At 51.7% G+C, this 17,223-nt stretch carries 11 protein-coding genes; 7 read left to right on the top strand and 4 right to left on the bottom strand.

Translation table 11 applies throughout. The features are described from left to right. Positions 1-53: 53 nt before the first annotated feature. Positions 54-1,757 carry an alkaline phosphatase PafA gene (gene pafA, locus F7231_RS02965; protein WP_166690842.1) on the bottom strand — a complete coding sequence of 568 codons (1,704 nt, stop codon included), beginning with the start codon at positions 1,755-1,757 and terminating at the stop codon, positions 54-56. Positions 1,758-1,865: 108 nt separating this feature from the next. On the opposite strand from pafA, the gene F7231_RS02960 reads away from it, so the two are divergent. After that, on the top strand, positions 1,866-2,609 hold the full coding sequence (locus tag F7231_RS02960) for a fatty acid desaturase (RefSeq protein WP_229369551.1): 744 nt from the start codon (positions 1,866-1,868) through the stop codon (positions 2,607-2,609). Between the two features lie 28 nt (positions 2,610-2,637). Here F7231_RS02960 and F7231_RS02955 read toward each other — a convergent pair whose 3' ends face one another. After that, positions 2,638-3,612, bottom strand: coding sequence for a polyprenyl synthetase family protein (locus F7231_RS02955; RefSeq protein ID WP_166691176.1), 975 nt, complete (start codon positions 3,610-3,612; stop codon positions 2,638-2,640). A 205-nt stretch (positions 3,613-3,817) separates the two neighbouring features. On the opposite strand from F7231_RS02955, the gene F7231_RS02950 reads away from it, so the two are divergent. Continuing rightward, a complete protein-coding gene (locus tag F7231_RS02950) occupies positions 3,818-4,792 on the top strand; it encodes a patatin-like phospholipase family protein (protein WP_166690841.1) in 975 nt (324 codons plus the stop codon). Positions 4,793-4,886: 94 nt separating this feature from the next. On the opposite strand, the gene F7231_RS02945 is transcribed toward F7231_RS02950, so the two are convergent. Next, a complete protein-coding gene (locus tag F7231_RS02945) occupies positions 4,887-8,273 on the bottom strand; it encodes a TonB-dependent receptor (RefSeq protein ID WP_085414771.1) in 3,387 nt (1,128 codons plus the stop codon). A gap of 266 nt (positions 8,274-8,539) precedes the next feature. On the opposite strand from F7231_RS02945, the gene selD reads away from it, so the two are divergent. Next, positions 8,540-9,607 carry a selenide, water dikinase SelD gene (selD, locus tag F7231_RS02940; RefSeq protein WP_085414772.1) on the top strand — a complete coding sequence of 356 codons (1,068 nt, stop codon included), beginning with the start codon at positions 8,540-8,542 and terminating at the stop codon, positions 9,605-9,607. Between the two features lie 95 nt (positions 9,608-9,702). After that, the gene (locus F7231_RS02935; RefSeq protein ID WP_085414773.1) at positions 9,703-10,488 is read left to right on the top strand and encodes an alpha/beta fold hydrolase; all 786 of its coding nucleotides are present in this window, start codon (positions 9,703-9,705) and stop codon (positions 10,486-10,488) included. A 91-nt stretch (positions 10,489-10,579) separates the two neighbouring features. Here the strand turns inward: F7231_RS02935 and F7231_RS02930 are convergent, their stop codons facing one another. Continuing rightward, complete coding sequence (locus F7231_RS02930; RefSeq protein WP_166690840.1) at positions 10,580-11,359, bottom strand: glucose 1-dehydrogenase; 780 nt, start codon at positions 11,357-11,359, stop codon at positions 10,580-10,582. A gap of 336 nt (positions 11,360-11,695) precedes the next feature. Here F7231_RS02930 and F7231_RS02925 point away from each other — a divergent pair, with 336 nt between their 5' ends. The 3 genes from F7231_RS02925 to topA all read left to right on the top strand — a co-directional run bounded on the left by F7231_RS02925 (position 11,696) and on the right by topA (position 17,127). Beyond that, on the top strand, positions 11,696-13,408 hold the full coding sequence (locus F7231_RS02925) for a sodium:solute symporter family protein (protein ID WP_166690839.1): 1,713 nt from the start codon (positions 11,696-11,698) through the stop codon (positions 13,406-13,408). Between the two features lie 135 nt (positions 13,409-13,543). Next, the gene (locus tag F7231_RS02920; protein ID WP_166690838.1) at positions 13,544-14,242 is read left to right on the top strand and encodes a hypothetical protein; all 699 of its coding nucleotides are present in this window, start codon (positions 13,544-13,546) and stop codon (positions 14,240-14,242) included. A gap of 302 nt (positions 14,243-14,544) precedes the next feature. Further along, the gene (gene topA / locus F7231_RS02915; RefSeq protein ID WP_166690837.1) at positions 14,545-17,127 is read left to right on the top strand and encodes a type I DNA topoisomerase; all 2,583 of its coding nucleotides are present in this window, start codon (positions 14,545-14,547) and stop codon (positions 17,125-17,127) included. Positions 17,128-17,223: the final 96 nt, after the last annotated feature.

Raw genomic sequence — 17,223 nt, 5'->3', positions numbered from 1 at the left:
TATTGCTGCTGACGCAGATACGTTAGGGTGTCAGCAGCAATACCAAAGACGGTTTATTTCAGCGCGTCTTCTACAGGGTTCCCAATACAGCCGTTAGGCTCCAGAATACCCAGCAGCGCACAAACAGTAGGCGCAATATCAGCAATCTGGGTCCGGTGGAACGTTTGGCCATGTTGTACCCCCCATCCATAGATCAGAAAGGGCACATGCGTATCGTAGGGATACACGGTACCATGAGTAGTGCCCCGGTTGCGACCTTCAAACCAACTAGCCTGTAACATCACATAGATATCGCCGCTCCGGTTAGGATGGTACACATTTCGTAACATCGTTAGCTGGTTCTCAGGGAGTGGCGTGTTACCCAAATCGTGCAGATTAATCACGTTGATCACCCCCCGTTGCGCCAGCAGTGTAACCCTGATCAGCGCGTGCACTTCCTGGATCGGAATTTTTTTCTCAGCAAGCAGGGCTGTGTTGAGGTACACCTGCTGGTTGAAATACGTGAGCATCCATTGGCCGGGCCCATATGCCTTGGCCAGCGCCGCTTTCACCGATTCTCCAACCTCGCCCGCCGACTTTATATCAGCTGGAATACGGTACGACCGCGAAAACGCCGGAATATCAGCCGCACCGTGGTCGGCTGACAGGAACGCGAGCCACTCTCCTTTGCCTACTTTTGCGTCTAGCTGGTTGAAGAAATCCTGTAGTTGTAAGTCCAAACGCAGGTATTCGTCTTCAGTTTCAACGGCATGTGTACCAAAGGCGTGACCCACGTAATCGGGTGTTGAGAAGCTGACGGCCAGCAAATCCGTAATGTTGTCTTTGCCAAGTTGCTCGCCATCCAGCGCCGCCAGGGCGAATTCTTTGGTAAGCTGATCACCATATGGGGTTGCCCGCAACACTTCGTACCGGCTCTGACCTGCAACGGCAACAAACTCATGCGGAAACACCGATTTAGTATCACCCGGCAGCGACGCTTCGTAGGGTTGGTCGTCCGGTGTACTCTCTACATATTGGTCGAGCGGTAGCAGCGGCGTCCATTTCTGTTTCATGAACTGATCGGGCAATCGACGGCTGTTGTAGGCCTGCACCCAGTTCGGGAGTTCTTTGCGGTAAAACGTGCTGGTGATCCAGTTGCCATCTTTTGAGTCGAACCAGTAAGCACCGTCAGCGGCATGGCCGGCGGGCAAAATCGAGCCGCGGTCTTTTAGCGCAATACCAATGACTTTAGCCCGATTGTCAGTTGCCAGTTTTAGTTGGTCACCAATGGTCGTTACCAGCATGTTCCGGGGCGACATCTGTCCGGCTGAACCCGTGTTACCCACCGTTTGAACCGTGGTATCCTCGGCACAATACATAATCCGGCCCAGTTTACGGTCGTAGAACTCGTTGCCTACAATTCCATTAAAGGCCGGAGCCGATCCGGTGTAAATTGCCGCGTGACCGGGACCAGTGTACGTTGCCGCGTAGTGGTAGTGATTGTTCCGGCAGTTGTATCCTTGTTCGATCAGTCGACGAAACCCGCCACCAGTGGTCAATGAACTGTATTTTTCGTAATACCGATACAAGTAATCGTACCGCATCTGATCAATGACGATACCAACGACCAGCTTGGGGCGGGCCGATGTATTGGAGTTACCGGGACTCGTTGTCGGTGTGATGGATTTATTTGGAGGGGTGGCCGTTTTCGACTGTCCTACAGCCGTTGAAGCACTGAGTAAAGCAAGTAGTAATAGTGATAAAGCGGATCGTATCATGAAGTAAACCGTCGAAACTAGCTAGATATGGGTGCAAAGGTAACGAACATTTCGGCGCTGGCTACCGTTGGATAAGGTACCGAACAACAAAGCTACCGGCCTGTTTTTATGCAGCAACGAATGTCATTTAGCCCCAGTCAGATTGGCAACAAGGGCATTTGGATTGCCCTTACCATACTAACTGCCTGGGTTTGCCTGCTCGCTTATCTACTCACGTACCGTAGCCCGGAGCCATCGCTGGCGGGCATTGGTCTGAGCTGGAGCGATCCGCTGGTGTATCTATTTATCCTGGCCCAAACCCATTTGTACACGGGCGTTTTTATTACTGCCCACGATGCCATTCACGGTGTTGTAGCTCCTGACAGCAAACGACTGAATAACGCGATTGGTTGGGTAGCCACTACCCTATTTGCTTATAACAGCTACAGTAAGCTCTCCGCCGGTCATCACCTGCATCATCGACACGCTGCCACCGAACACGATCCTGATTACCACCGGGGTAATGCCAATATGCTGCTCTGGTTCACCGATTTTGCCCGCAGCTACGTGTCCATCTGGCAAATTTTGGCCATGGCCATCACGTACAATGTGCTGAAGCTGTGGTTCCCAATGGAGAATCTGATTGTTTTCTGGATGGTGCCAGCTTTTTTGAGCACGTTTCAGTTGTTCACGTTCGGCACGTACCTACCCCATCGTGGTGACCACGACAACCCACCGCACAACGCGCGTAGCCAGGGGTTGAATCACGCCTGGGCTTTCATTTCCTGCTATTATTTCGGCTACCACTTCGAGCACCATAATCAACCATACCTCCCCTGGTGGAAACTGGCAGAAGCGAGGGAAAACAGTTAGCGGAAATTATTTACGCCTGGTTAACTGCTTATTTGCTCCGTTCGATGGTGTATTGAATAAGGCCTTCCAGCGAGTTGCGGTAGGTGGATGTCGGCAGTTTGTAGAGGAGATCTTTAGCTTGCTGCACGTACTGCTGCATAGCCGTGGTGGCGTATTCGATACCGCCCGAGTTTTTCACAAACGCAATGACCTCATTTACCTGCTTTGGTTCATCGCTGTGATTCTTGATGATGTTGATCACCCGGCGCTTATCACTCCGTGCCGCTTTATTCAAGGCATAAATTAGTGGCAGGGTCATCTTCTTCTCTTTGATATCGATACCAAGGGGCTTGCCCACCTCGGCCGTTCCGTAATCAAACAGGTCATCTTTTATTTGAAACGCAATACCTACCTTTTCACCGAAAAGACGGGCAATTTCGATCATCTCGGCCGACGCGTTGACCGAACGGGCACCCATTGCGCAACAGGCAGCGATCAGCGAGGCTGTCTTTTGACGGATAATTTCGTAGTACACATCCTCGTTAATATCGAGTCGGCGGGCTTTTTCAAGCTGAAGCAGTTCGCCTTCCGACAAGTCGCGTACCGCCTGTGAGCCGATACCAAGCAGATCGACATCCCCGTTCTCGATGGAAAGCAACAAGCCGCGCGAGAGTAGATAGTCGCCCACTAGAACAGCGATTTTATTTTTCCAGAGCGCATTGATTGAGAAAAACCCACGCCGGTAGTTCGAATCATCCACCACATCGTCGTGAACCAGCGAAGCCGTATGCAACAGTTCGATCAGGGCCGCCCCCCGGTAAGTAGACTCATTGATGGTTCCACAAACACCCGCCGTCAGAAAGACGAACATCGGACGGAGTTGCTTGCCTTTACGCCGAACAATGTAGTTCGTGATCTGGTCGAGCAGCATGACGTCGCTCTTCATCAAATCCTTGAAAGTCTGTTCGAACCGGTTCATCTCGGCGGCAATCGGGGCCTGGATGTCGGCGATGGTAAGGGCCATTTCGTTAACTGTAGGGGCAATTACAACGGTTGCCCGACTGAGTGGGCTCGTGGTCGCCCGCGATACGCCAATTAGTAATGAGTGAATGGGCAAAAGTAGCTATGAATTGACGAAGTGTTGGTAAAAATTACAATCTTCGACGCCGCGCTTTAAGAATCCAGTTACCTGCTCCCCCACCCCACTGTTAACGAGGATATACGTACTTATGCCTGACCAACCAACTATTTCAGCCATTGAAGTTCATTCAAATCCGTTACCCACTTCCTGCGGACGTACCCTGGTGCTGGGGGGCGGCTCGCTTAAAGGCGCATTCCAGTGTGGTGCTATCATGGCCATTTTCGAGAATGGGTTCAAGCCCGAAGCGATCTATGGTATCTCGGTGGGTAGTTTAAACGCGTCATTCCTTGTGCACGAAGCCAACCGGCAGCACACCCAAACGGGCACAATCGACTGGCCAAAGGCTGGCCGGGCTCTGCTCGAATTCTGGATTAAAAACATTACCAGACCCGACGATGTAGCCGTGATTCGTTCGCGCTTTCTGACGGGCTACAACACGCTTTTCAGCCGGTTCGACGGCTTTCTGGATAACACACCACTGCGGAACCTGATTCGGGAGCATATCGACGTGACGGTGCTCCAGCAAGGCCCGATCAAGCTGAAAGTTGGGGCGGTAAACGTCATCGAAGGTGATATGGTCTACGCTTCTCCCAGCACGGAACATTTTCTCGACTATGTTTTTGCCAGCAGTTCGCTTCCCTTTCTAATGCCAGCGGTACCCATAGGTGGCGATCATCGAAAAGCCCTGCTCGATGGGGGCTTGCGCGAAGTGGCTCCGCTCCGTGAAGCACTCGACGATGGAGCTACTGAATTAGTGTGCGTTGCCTGCCACGCCAAGCGAATCTTCAACGAATCGTTTAACTACCGCAACCTGTTGAATCTGATGGAGCGTGTAAAGGATATTACCGTCAATCAGATTGTGAACAATGACATTGCCTGGGCCGAACGCTTCGTTGACCGGGAAAAGCTACGCGGGCACACATTCAGCCTCACCGTCATTCGGCCAACGGAACCCCTCAACTTAAACCTGCAAAAATTCACCTCCGACGATATTGGCAAGCTCATCGTTCAGGGGTATAAAGCTGGAATTGACGTACTAAAAAAGGCCCCGGTAACTTCCTAAACTACACGCTGTCTCAAGAGCTTGTTTGCGTCGCGCACAAAAAAACCCCGACCAGAGACGGCCGGGGTTTTGTATATCAGGTACGTTACGCTTCTTAGTTGAAGATATAACGCAGACCAAACTGAGCCTGCCATACGGCGTTCAGCGATACGTTTGGCGCATATGAATCGCGCAGGAGAATAGTTTTTGACACACCTCCTTCGGTAACCTGCTGCGTAGCTAGACGGTAAGTTAATGCACCGTTTGTTGCAACTGTTGCTGAAAGCGGGTTGAACGACGTTGATACGTTACCTACGCCCCATGAATCGTTGAGCAAATTACCTACGTTCAGGATATCGGCACGAAGCTGGATCGTGTTACGCTTGCCTTTCGCACCAACGTTGAAGTAAAACTCCTGGATGAATGTAAAATCAACCCGAGTCAACCAGGGGAATGCACCACCGTTGCGCTCAGCGTACTGACCGCGACGAGTCTTCAGGTAATCGTTACCGTCAATGTAGGCGTCAAGCGCAGTCTGCTGCTGGGCGGCCGTGTATGTAACAGACGAGGCAGGCGTGTTAGTTGTTGCAGCCGTGGTCACTACCAGTGGCAGGAATGTCAGATCAGATGCTTTGTTTGGTACAAAGATCAGGTCATTCGAGTTCTGTCCGTCGCCGTTTACATCCTGACCATACGTGTATGATACTTTCGAGCCGCTGTTTGATACAAGTCCTAAAGTGAAAGTAGACGAGCCACCCACTTTACCACCGTAGTTCAGACGATAATTCAGCAAGCCAACGATGCGGTGACGCAGATCGTTGTCCGAATACGTCAGGGGCAGATAGTTCTGGCCAAGAGTTGTAGGTACGTTGGCTTGAACCGTGCTACCAACGAAGGCGATATCACGAGCTTCACCATACGTATAGGAAACAAAGCCACCAAATCCTCTCACGGCTGGCTTCTCCAGTTTGATCGTCGCAATGTACGAATCACCCTGATTCGTGTTTTTCAACACGAAGGCGTTGCCAATCGTCGGGTTGATAAACCGGGCATTGGTAGCTGCTGTGCCCGTCAGACCCAGAGCTGGAAAACGTGGACGTCCATCGGGCGTTGTACCAGTTGGCGCATTAAGATTCGCGTCGATATAGCGCAAACCGTTCAACGTTTTGTTGTAAATAAATTCGACCGTACCAACCAAACCTAAAGGCAAACGCTGGTCAACAGCAATGTTCGTCTTCCAGATCTGTGGATATTTCAACTCCTGGTCTGAAGCATTAATCGCATAACCTGTCAGGCTCTGTGGGCTTGTAGCAGCAGGCAAAATACCAGCTGGCAGTTTGCTTGGATCTGTTACAAATGGAACCCGTGAATTTGTCAGGTTGAACACAGCGGTATTGATACCGTTGTTACCCAACTGATTCGAAATCAACACTTCGGGGATACGTGATACGAAGAAACCGCTACCGCCACGAATTTGCGTGGTTTTGTCACCTTTTACATCCCAGTTGAAGCCAACACGGGGTGATACCAACAAACGAGCCTTAGGGAATGAACCCGTCGTGATTTTGTAGGGGCTCCCGCTCTCGTCGCGAAATGTCAAATCGGCAACGCGTTGGTTATTAAAGGAAGCTGCGTTTGCATCATCGTAAGCATAAACATCACCACGAACGCCCAACGTCAACTTGAAGTTTGGCGTAGCCTGATACTCGTCCTGAACATAGGCACTGTACAGGTCACGATCCAGCCGCTGAAGTGGTTCTGCACCACCGTCGATCAACGAGTAACGGAGGTTATAACGGTTTACGGAAACTGGTGACGTTGTGCTGTTAGGGTTAGTGATCGAAGCCAGCGCGGCAGCCTTAAAGTCAGCAATCGAGTTGTATACATACACACCATTCGATGATGGGAAGAATACGTTGTTCGAAGTAAAATGCTCGTAAACAATACCAGCCGTCAGCGTGTGTTTACCAGCATAATAGCTGAAGTTGTCGGTGATGTTGAATGTCGAGTAGTTCAGCTTGTTATTTGGCGTAAACGGATCGAATCCAATTGACGTCAGCGTAGTACCACCTGGTGCATTCAGAATATCGATTGTTGGGAACAAGCTTGTTTTGTACGTCCGGTCTTCAACTTGCTTGTTGTAGGTAACGATCAGATCGTTCGACATTTTGCTGCTCAATGTCGACGTTAATTCAACAGCGATAGACCGTGTATTGTCAGCAATGATGTAGCCTGAACTCTCGGGCGACAATGCGTCCCGCGAGTTAGTCCGGTTACCATTACCCGCCGTGTTGCTACTGTTGCTGTTGCTAATGGGTACGTCTGACTCTGAATTATGATGCGAATAGCGCAGCGACAATTTGTGATTGTCGTTGATGTTATAGTCCAGACGAGCCAGCCCTTTGATACTCTTAACCTGGTTGTTGAAGCCGTCGAATGGCCCTAAATCCCGGTTGAAGTTAGTCTTCATAAAGCTTGTCAAGTCATCGGCTTCTTCTTTCGTCAAACGCGACGTGTTACCTCCACTCTGACCCCGGTTCAGTGACCAGGTAAGGGCAGGCGTACTGCTGTCGAACTGCTCACCATTTACGAAGAAGAACAATTTGTTCTTGATGATTGGCCCACCCAACCGGAAACCATACGTGGTTTCGCTGAGGTTTGGCGCTGGCGTGTAGGTTACACCCCCTACTGTTTTACCAACGAATTTATCAGAGCGGAATAGCGTGTAAGCCGAACCCGAGAATTCGTTTGTACCTGAACGCGTAACGGCGTTGATACCAGCACCAGTGAAACCTGACTGACGAACGTCGAACGGCGCTACGTTCACCTGAACCTGATCAAGGGCGTCAAGCGATACGGCCGTAGTACCCGTACGGCCACCAGCTTGAGCCGAACCACCTAAACCGAAGCCATTATTAAATACGGCACCATCAATGGTAATGTTGTTGAAGCGGCTATCCTGACCAGCAAATGACTGACCATTACCATACGGGTTGTATTTGGTAATGTCGTTGATGGTACGGCCAATCGTTGGCGTTGTGTTGATCGCTTCACGACCGAACGAAGAGGCGGCACCTGTGCGGTCTGAACTGAAGATGTCTGACCGGTTGGTTGTAATAACCACTTCATTCAGGCTGGTGCCTTCGTCTGTCATCCGGAAATTGGCGTCAGCAGCTGTACCCAGGTTGACAAAAACATTGTTTGTTGTCTGTTCTTTATACCCTACGAACGTAACCTTGATCGTGTATGGTCCACCTACGCGTACAGTTGGTAAGGTGTACCGTCCAGATACGTTACACGTAGTACCGTAACGGGTTCCCGACGGCTCGTGGGTAGCAACAACTGTTGCACCTGGAAGCCCTTCTCCCTTAGAATCGGTAACGATGCCATTAATAGCACCAGTTGTTACCTGTGCCATGGCTCCGCTCCCGAAGAGTACGGTCAGCAACATGCCGCTGAGCAGCATGAAAGCTGCCCGAAAGCGCAGTAGCTTTTTAAACATAGAAGTGTTTGGTTTGATTGTTAATGCAGTCAGGCCCATACGGTTGGACACAGAGATGTTTTCGGCCGCAAAGGTCAGACAAGTTTTCGTGATCAACAAGAGTACTATCTACAAAAAATGCTATAATTCGCTTATTGAATGGCATTTTTCTTTAAAATCTCCATATTTTCCAGTTTGTCAGCCTGGTAGCCTCATGTTATGTTTTTGTTAAGCCAACCCTAAGGCAAGATTTAGCGTTAGTCTACTTAATTAATCCTCAATTTTCGATGACTTCTATCTCAGAACCAACCGAGCCAATCAAACTCACTCAGTATAGTCACGGGGCCGGTTGCGGCTGTAAAATCGCGCCTAAAGTCCTCGACCGAATTCTTCATGGGCAAGCCAGCGGGCCAACGTCACCCGCTAATCTGTTTGCCACCCTGCTTGTTGGCAACGACGCTCGTGACGATGCAGCCGTTATGGACCTTGGCAACGGGGAAGCAATCATCAGTACGACCGATTTCTTCATGCCCATTGTTGATAGTGCATTCGATTTCGGACGAATTGCCTCCGCCAACGCCATCAGCGACGTCTATGCGATGGGCGGACAACCCATCATGGCCATCGCGATTCTTGGCTGGCCGATCGATAAGCTATCGCCCGAGATTGCGGGTGAGGTCATTGCCGGTAGCCGTGCTATCTGCGCCGAAGCAGGTATCCCGCTGGCGGGTGGTCATAGTATCGACTGCCCTGAGCCTGTCTTCGGGCTGGCCGTAACGGGGCGGGTACGGATCAACGACCTAAAACAGAACAATACTGCCACCGAGGGCTGTAACCTGTACCTGACCAAGCCGCTGGGCGTAGGAATTCTCACCACCGCCCAGAAAAAAGGCATCTTGTTGCCCGAACACGCTGATCTGGCTCCGCGTCAAATGGCGCAATTAAATTCGTTTGGCGCGGTGTTGGGGCATTTGCCCTACGTGAAAGCCCTGACCGACGTTACCGGTTTTGGCCTGCTCGGTCACCTTACCGAAATGGCTGAAGGCAGCGGACTCAGCGCCGAAATCAATTTCGACGACGTACCCACTCTCGACGTGATCGACACGTACCTGGCCCAAAACAGCATCCCCGGTGGTACACATCGCAACTGGGACAGCTACGGCCATAAAATTGCCGACCTTACCGACAACCAGCGCTTCGTACTGGCCGATCCGCAAACGTCGGGCGGCTTGCTGATTGCCGTAGAACCGCATTGCACCGACGAGTTTGAACGGATGGCGAAGGAAAACGGCTTTACATTGAAGTCATTCGGCACGCTGGTGGCGAAGAAAGAAAAAGTTGTTTATGTGAACTAGGGTGTCGACACGGAGATGCAGGGCATCCAGCGCATGCTTATTTCAGAGACAAGCCAGCTCTACGCCTCTGTGTCGACGCTATTTTACCCGATAGCATGAAATTGTATTACCGCGAGGTGGGCGAACCCACCGCTACCCCACTCCTCATTGTACACGGCATTTTCGGTTCGTCAGACAACTGGCTGACTATTAGTAAGACCATTGCCGCTCAGGGTTACCGGGTTATTCTGCCCGATCAGCGCAATCATGGCCAGTCGCCCCGGAGCGATGAGTTTTCGTACGTCGATATGGCCGCCGATATACACGAGCTAATCACCGATCTTAAACTTGACAAGCCTATTCTCGTTGGGCACTCGATGGGTGGCAAGACCATGATGCAGTATGTATTCACGTACCCAGGCACGTTTAGCAGCCTCGTTGTTGTCGACATTGCCCCTAAGTTCTATCCGGTCCACCATAGCGAGATTTTGCGGGGTCTGGCTGCCATCAACCTGAAAGACGTAAGCACTCGTGCCGAAGCTGACGCCGCGTTGGCTCCCTATGAGCCATCCCCGACGGTGCGGCAGTTTCTACTCAAGAATTTGTATCGGGAAGAAGTAGCGCCGGGCACGTCTCAGTTCGCCTGGCGATTGAATCTGCCCGTCATCACGCGCGAGATTCACGGGGTCGGCGAAGAATTGACACACCCACATCCCATTACTGAACCGACTCTATTTATACGTGGACGGCGATCGCCCTACATTCTCGACAGCGACTGGCCGGGCATCCTGCGCCTGTTCCCTAGCGCTCAACTAGCCACTATTGAAGACGCCGGCCACTGGGTGCAAGCCGAAAAGCCTGCCGAATTTGTGGCGGTGTTGATGGGTTTCCTGAAAGGATAGAGCGGGTAAGATAGACTACAGCACAGAGTTACACAGCATTCATTTGTCTTGTTAAAAAGTAGACCTCTGTGTAACTCTGTGTTATAATCATTTAGATGACCGTTCCCCCATCAGCATAGAATAAGCTGCCGGTCGAATACGACGAAGCAGACGAGGCCAGGAAAAGAGCCAGCGGGCTAATCTCGTCGGTGGTGCCCATGCGGGCAATAGGTAAGCGTTTGGTAAAGTGAGCCAGGGTTTTATCGTCCTGCCAAAGAGCCTGACTAAATTTGGTTTTGATCAGGCCGGGGCAGATCGCATTCACCCGAATACCATCGGGGCCCCATTCCTTTGCCAACACCTTCGTCAGCATATTCATGGCTGCTTTGCTAACGCTGTACAGCCCCAGACCTGGGTCGGGCGTGTGACCGGCAATGCTGCTGACCATAATGATGCTTCCACCACCACGCGCTTTCATGCTCGGGTAGCAAAGCTTGCTCAATTCGAACGGAGCCTTTACGTTGGCCTGCATGATCTTGTCGAAGGCCCCACCATCGGCATCCAGCGAGGGGCCAAATACGGGGTTAGAAGCGGCATTGTTTACCAGAATATCGACTCCACCATAAACGGCAATGGTCTGTTCAACCAATTGTGCCAGTTGGTCCATGTCGCCTACATGGGCCGCAATGCCGGTCGCCTCACCACCAGTGGCTTTAATATCGGCCGCCAGTGCATCGCAGGCATCCTGTTTCCGACTACTGACAACCACTTTTGCCCCAAAACGAGCATACAGGCGGGCAATGTCTTCGCCAATGCCTTTGCTGGCACCGGTAATAATAGCGACCTTACCGGTAAGGTCGAACAGGGCTTTTTCAGTTTGAGCTATACTCATTTTTGTTTGTTGATTAGCGATGATCCGGGACAACGGTGGGGTAGAACCGCTTCCTGACCACGTACCTGTATAAAGCCACGTACCTATTCATTTACCCAGACTCTCAACGTACCTACTAACTGGTAAAAATAAGGGGTGGCATCATTTATGCGTTACAGGTTCACACGCCCGAACTGACGGTTGCTGGTTCATGCGTACATTTACGCCAATCTTTCTTCCTATGCCCGCCTCATCTGATTCACCCCTGTTCGGCTCCTGGCCGCGTGCATATGCCGTGGTTATAACCGCCTTACTGCTCGAAATTGCTTTCTTCTACGGATTAATGCGCTGGTTCGCATGAGCAGTCTGGATTGGTGGGTACTTAGCAGTACACTAATTATTTTAATCGGCTACGGCCTGTACCAGAGTCGGGGGAAGCAGAATTTTGATGACTTCAGTCGGGCCGGGCAGTCACTGCCGTGGTATCATGTCGGGCTGTCGGTGATGGCCACGCAAGCCAGTGCCATTACGTTTCTATCTGCACCGGGACAGGGGTTTGCAGATGGCATGCGCTTCGTACAGTTTTACTTCGGTTTGCCCCTGGCCATGATCGTGCTCTCTATCACCTTCGTGCCCATCTTTCACAAACTCAACGTATATACAGCCTACGAATTTCTGGAAAAGCGCTTCGATGGCCGGGTACGTTCCCTTACGGCTGGGCTCTTTCTACTTCAACGGGGCCTATCAACGGGCTTATCGATCTACGCGCCCGCCATTATTCTGTCAACTATTCTTGGCTGGAATATTTACCTGACCAACCTGATCATGGGCGGGCTGGTGCTGATTTATACGGTGACGGGTGGTACCAAAGCTATTTCACACACACACCTGACGCAAATGCTGATTGTGACGGTTGTGATGGTGGTGGCGGGTTGGCTCACAGTTCGGCTACTACCTGAAAGTATGGGGCTGACAGACGCGCTACGCGTAGCCGGAAAAGCCGGGCGCCTCAACCTGATCGACACCAAGTTTGACCTGCAAAACCGATATAACCTTTGGTCGGGGCTTATCGGGGGCTTTTTTCTGCAACTCTCTTATTTCGGCACTGATCAATCGCAGGTGGGGCGTTACCTCACGGGGCAGTCGATCACGCAAAGCCGGGTGGGGCTGCTGATGAACGGGCTACTGAAAGTACCCATGCAATTTCTGATTCTGCTGGTGGGCGTACTGGTTTTTGTCTTCTATCAATTCAATGAGTCACCCCTGTTTTTCAACCAGCAGGAAACCGACCGGCTCCGCTCAGGACCATTAGCGGCCGAATTTCAGTTGCTTGACAGTAAACACCAGGCCCTGACCGCCACCCGCCGCGAGGCTGTAGCCGAGCTGGAAGTGGCCATACAGGCCAATGATGACAAGGCCGTAAGTGTAGCCGGTGAGCAGATCCGGCAAAGCGACGGAGAACTGACTAAACTGCGTAAGGATGTCGCTACGCTGGTTCAGCGCAACAACCCTACCGCCGATACCAATGATGTCAACTATGTCTTTCTACGGTTCGTGCTCGACCATCTCCCCCACGGCCTCATTGGCTTGTTGATTGCGGCGCTGTTCATTGCCTCGATGGGGTCGATTGCTTCGGCCTACAGTTCCCTGTCGTCAACTACGGTGGTCGATGTGTACAATCGAATTGTACCAGCGTCCAGCCAAACCCTTAGCGAAGTAGCCTTGTCGCGCTGGCTCACGCTGGGCTGGGGCGTGTTCTGCATCATTGTCGCGCAATTCGCTAATCTCATTGGGGGTAGCATGATCGAGATTGTGAACGTGTTGGGTTCATTGTTCTATGGCGTCATTCTGGGCATTTTCTGTGTCGCTTTTTACCTCAAATCAGTTGGTGGGCGAGCTACCTTCTGGGCAGCGGTGCTGGCCGAGGCTATCGTGGTGGGTTGCTACCAGTTCGACCTGATGGCCTTTCTCTGGCTCAACGTGGTGGGGTGCCTATTGGTCATGCTTTTCGCCCTGATCCTGAATCGGCTGCTACCCGACCGAACAGACATGGCTGTTAAAATCTCTTAACGTACCGGATCTGAATCCGCCTCCACTGATGATTCTGGGCTATTTTGCCCTTCGGGAAGGTGACGTACCCAGCGGCAGTTATACCGGAATAACTTGCCAAACCGTTATTTTTGCGCTATCCTGTTTCTACCGTCCATGCGCCTGTTTTTTACCCTACTGCTGTTAGTGCCCGCTTTATGTCAGGCCCAGACACCCCGATTTATTATTGGTAAGGTGCTGGATCAGGAGAACGGCGTAGGAGTAAATAACGCAACGGTCATCAACCCGCGCACCCAGGCCATCGGCCGTACAAATACAACTGGCGCTTTTTACCTCGACGTGAAGCCCGGCGATTCGGTCATTGTTACCAGTCCCAGCCATGGGCGGGCGGGTCTGAAGTGGGACGGCGTTACGAAAGAACCGAAACTGGTCATGAAACGGCAACTCTCCGACGACGTCATCAACCTACCGACTCTGACGGTACGGGGAAAACGAGAAGCAGAGGTTCGGAAAGAACTCGAGCAACTACTGCGAGAACCCGAAGCGCGTAAGAATCTGTCGAGCGAGCAGATTTTTAACCTGGCCCAGTCGCCGGTAACGTTGCTATATGAGTTGTTTAGTAAACAGGCCAAGGCAAGCCGAAAAGCGGCGGTTATCAGTCAGCAACACCGTAAGCGGATGCTGGCGAATTACCGGGTCGAACTCATCACCCAACGCGCCACTGACTTGCAGGGCGAGACGATCGAGACCTTCCGCGACTACTGCAATTTTAACGACGACTTCGTTCTACAAGCCTCTGAATACGACCTTACGTTCGCTGTTTTGCAGCGCTATCGGCAATATTCAAGACATTAATTAACCGGTTGCTCCTTCCTGTCTGTCTGCTGGCAAACGCGTTATACCATACCATTTACCGGCCAACGCCTCCATATATAACCTATTGATTATTAGCTATATAATAAATAATAATAAGTTAATTTGGCCGAACGTTCAACGGCACGAACGTGTTTAATAGATAGACCATTCTCCTCCCTTACAACTAGTTTTGGCCATCACGCAGTTTGCATGATATCCTAGGTTTGCGTCTATATTTGACCCGAACCGCTATATCTGGCACACAACGTGAAAGGGCTATATCATCAACTGCAGGACACTTTATGTCAAAGAACTTAGTCATTGTCGAATCGCCCGCGAAGGCGAAAACAATTGAAGGCTACCTCGGTCGCGACTTCACCGTCCGGTCTAGTTTCGGCCATATTCGCGACCTGCCTAAAGACGGTCTGGCCGTTGATGTGAAGAACGGTTTCACGCCGGATTACCAGATATCGCCCGACAAGAAGCAGCTGGTTAGTGAGCTTAAAAAGCTGGCTAAAGACGCTGATGAAGTATGGCTGGCGACGGATGATGACCGCGAGGGGGAAGCCATTTCGTGGCACCTGAAAGAAGCACTTGGCCTCAAGGCCGACACCAAGCGGATCGTGTTCCGGGAGATTACCAAGAACGCAATTCTGAATGCGATCCAGATTCCGCGTACCATTGACCTTGACCTGGTCAATGCCCAGCAAGCCCGCCGCGTGCTCGATCGGCTGGTGGGTTATGAACTTTCGCCGGTACTATGGCGGAAGATCAAAGGAGGTAGCACCGGCTTGTCGGCAGGTCGTGTGCAATCGGTAGCCCTACGGCTGGTGGTTGAGCGCGAACGCGAAATTGATAAACACAATGCCAAGTCGAGCTTCAAGGTAACAGCCCAGTTTATTGTCGATGGAGGCAAGATTCTGAATGCCGAACTGCCGAAGAACTTCGCCACGGTAGCTGAGGCCCGCAGCTTTTTAGAGCAGTGTATTGGGGCCACTTTCACGATCAAAAGTCTGGACGTGAAGCCCGCGAAAAAATCGCCCGCTCCACCGTTTACAACGTCTACCCTGCAACAGGAAGCGTCGCGTAAACTTGGCTATTCGGTAGACCGTACCATGCGCATCGCCCAGAACCTGTACGAAGCGGGTAAGATATCGTACATGCGTACCGACTCACTGAACCTCTCAACGGAAGCAGTTGACAAGGCCACGGCCGAAATTATGTCGGCCTTCGATGAGCGTTATATTCAGAAGCGGCATTTCAAAAACAAAAACGAATCAGCTCAAGAAGCGCACGAAGCCATCCGGCCAACCAATTTCGGTGATCATAGCGCCGGTGGTGACCGCGACCAGAAGCGCTTATACGAACTGATCTGGAAACGGGCTATTGCCTCGCAAATGGCCGATGCACAACTCGAGCGCACGACTGTAGCTATCAATATTCGCACGACCGGGGTGCCGACCGAAGGCTTCCCGACGGAATTGGTAGCGCAGGGTGAGGTGATCAAGTTCGACGGCTTCCTGAAAGTGTATCTGGAATCGAAAGACGACGAAGACGACGAAGACGCCAAAGGCATGCTGCCCCCCCTCACGGTTGGGCAGGAGCTTGACCTGAGCCAGATGAAGGCGTCGGAGAAATTTACCCGCCCCCAGCCCCGCTATGCAGAAGCATCGTTGGTGAAGAAGCTGGAAGAGATGGGTATCGGTCGCCCATCGACGTATGCGCCTACCATTTCGACGATCATCAACCGTGGGTACGTTACTAAGCAGGACAAACCCGGCCAGGAGCGCACCTTTCTAGAGTATACGTTGCAGGGTGAGAAAATCACTGAAACGAGTGGCAAGGAAACCTTTGGCTCTGAAAAGGCGAAGCTGTTCCCGACTAACACCGGCGTAGTCGTCTGCGACTTCCTGATGGAGTATTTCCCTGGCATTGTGGACTATAAATTCACGGCCAATGTGGAGCAGGAGTTTGACGAGATTGCCGGGGGGAAACTGGAATGGCAAACCATGCTTCAGGATTTCTACGGCGATTTCCATAAGAATATCGAAGACATTCAGGGAGCTGCTGCCGGCGTAACGTTTAAAACTGGTGCCAAAGAACTGGGTATCGACCCTAAAACCGGCAAGCGGGTATCGGCGCGCCTCGGCAAGTACGGTGCCTATGTACAGATCGGCGAATCGACCGATGAGGAAAAGCCACAATACGCCAACCTTCGGGACGGCCAGTTGATCGAATCGATTTCACTGGAAGATGCGCTGAGCCTGTTTGGTCTGCCCCGCGAAGTTGGTTTCTTTGAAGACCAGGCCATGACCATCGGCGTTGGTAAGTTCGGCCCCTATGTGAAGCATGACGGTAAGTATGTGTCGCTGGGTAAAGAAGATGATCCTTACACGATCACGGCAGAGCGGGCTACCGAACTGATTCAACAAAAACGGACGGAGTCGGCCAGCGAAGCCATTGGTGAATTTGAGGGCAAGTCTGTTACCACCGGTAAAGGTCGCTTTGGCCCTTATGTGAAATACGAAGACAAGTATATCTCGCTGGCTAAAGGCGAACAACTGGCTGGGCTTACACTGGAACGTGCCATTGAGCTGATCCAGCAGAAGCGTAGTGCCGAGGCGAACAAGTACATCAAGGAATTTCCGGAACGTCCCGAAATAAAGGTGGTTAACGGCATGTATGGTCCTTATCTGGCGGTTGGCAAGCGGAATGTGCGCCTGCCAAAAGATATTGACCCAGCGGAGTTAACGCTGGAGCGCTGCCTTGAACTGGCGGGCGAGGATCCAAAAGGCGAGCCGAAGAAAGCCCCGGCCAAGAAGGCAACGGCAACTAAAACAGCCGCCAAAGCCCCGGCTAAAAAAGCAGTAGCTAAGAAGAAATAGTACCATCACCTGGTGGTCATTGCGCAAAGCCTCGCCTGTTGGTGGGGCTTTGTTTTTTTATGTCAGGTACGTTGCCAAGGCCATAGCCATGCAATC

Origin of the sequence: Fibrivirga algicola (assembly GCF_011742925.1) — a bacterium.
Taxonomy (GTDB): domain Bacteria; phylum Bacteroidota; class Bacteroidia; order Cytophagales; family Spirosomataceae; genus Fibrella; species Fibrella algicola.
Note: the sequence above shows the minus strand (reverse complement) of the source record. Positions and strands in the feature narration are given on the sequence as shown.

Excerpts from the sequence above, each read along its gene's own strand:
- F7231_RS02945 (WP_085414771.1), bottom strand. The coding sequence starts at position 8,273 with ATGTTTAAAAAGCTACTGCGCTTTCGGGCAGCTTTCATGCTGCTCAGC.
- F7231_RS02930 (WP_166690840.1), bottom strand. The coding sequence starts at position 11,359 with ATGAGTATAGCTCAAACTGAAAAAGCCCTGTTCGACCTTACCGGTAAG.
- F7231_RS02955 (WP_166691176.1), bottom strand. The coding sequence starts at position 3,612 with ATGGCCCTTACCATCGCCGACATCCAGGCCCCGATTGCCGCCGAGATG.
- F7231_RS02920 (WP_166690838.1), top strand. The coding sequence starts at position 13,544 with ATGCGCCTGTTTTTTACCCTACTGCTGTTAGTGCCCGCTTTATGTCAG.
- F7231_RS02950 (WP_166690841.1), top strand. The coding sequence starts at position 3,818 with ATGCCTGACCAACCAACTATTTCAGCCATTGAAGTTCATTCAAATCCG.
- pafA (WP_166690842.1), bottom strand. The coding sequence starts at position 1,757 with ATGATACGATCCGCTTTATCACTATTACTACTTGCTTTACTCAGTGCT.
- F7231_RS02925 (WP_166690839.1), top strand. The coding sequence starts at position 11,696 with ATGAGCAGTCTGGATTGGTGGGTACTTAGCAGTACACTAATTATTTTA.
- F7231_RS02960 (WP_229369551.1), top strand. The coding sequence starts at position 1,866 with ATGCAGCAACGAATGTCATTTAGCCCCAGTCAGATTGGCAACAAGGGC.
- selD (WP_085414772.1), top strand. The coding sequence starts at position 8,540 with ATGACTTCTATCTCAGAACCAACCGAGCCAATCAAACTCACTCAGTAT.
- F7231_RS02935 (WP_085414773.1), top strand. The coding sequence starts at position 9,703 with ATGAAATTGTATTACCGCGAGGTGGGCGAACCCACCGCTACCCCACTC.
- topA (WP_166690837.1), top strand. The coding sequence starts at position 14,545 with ATGTCAAAGAACTTAGTCATTGTCGAATCGCCCGCGAAGGCGAAAACA.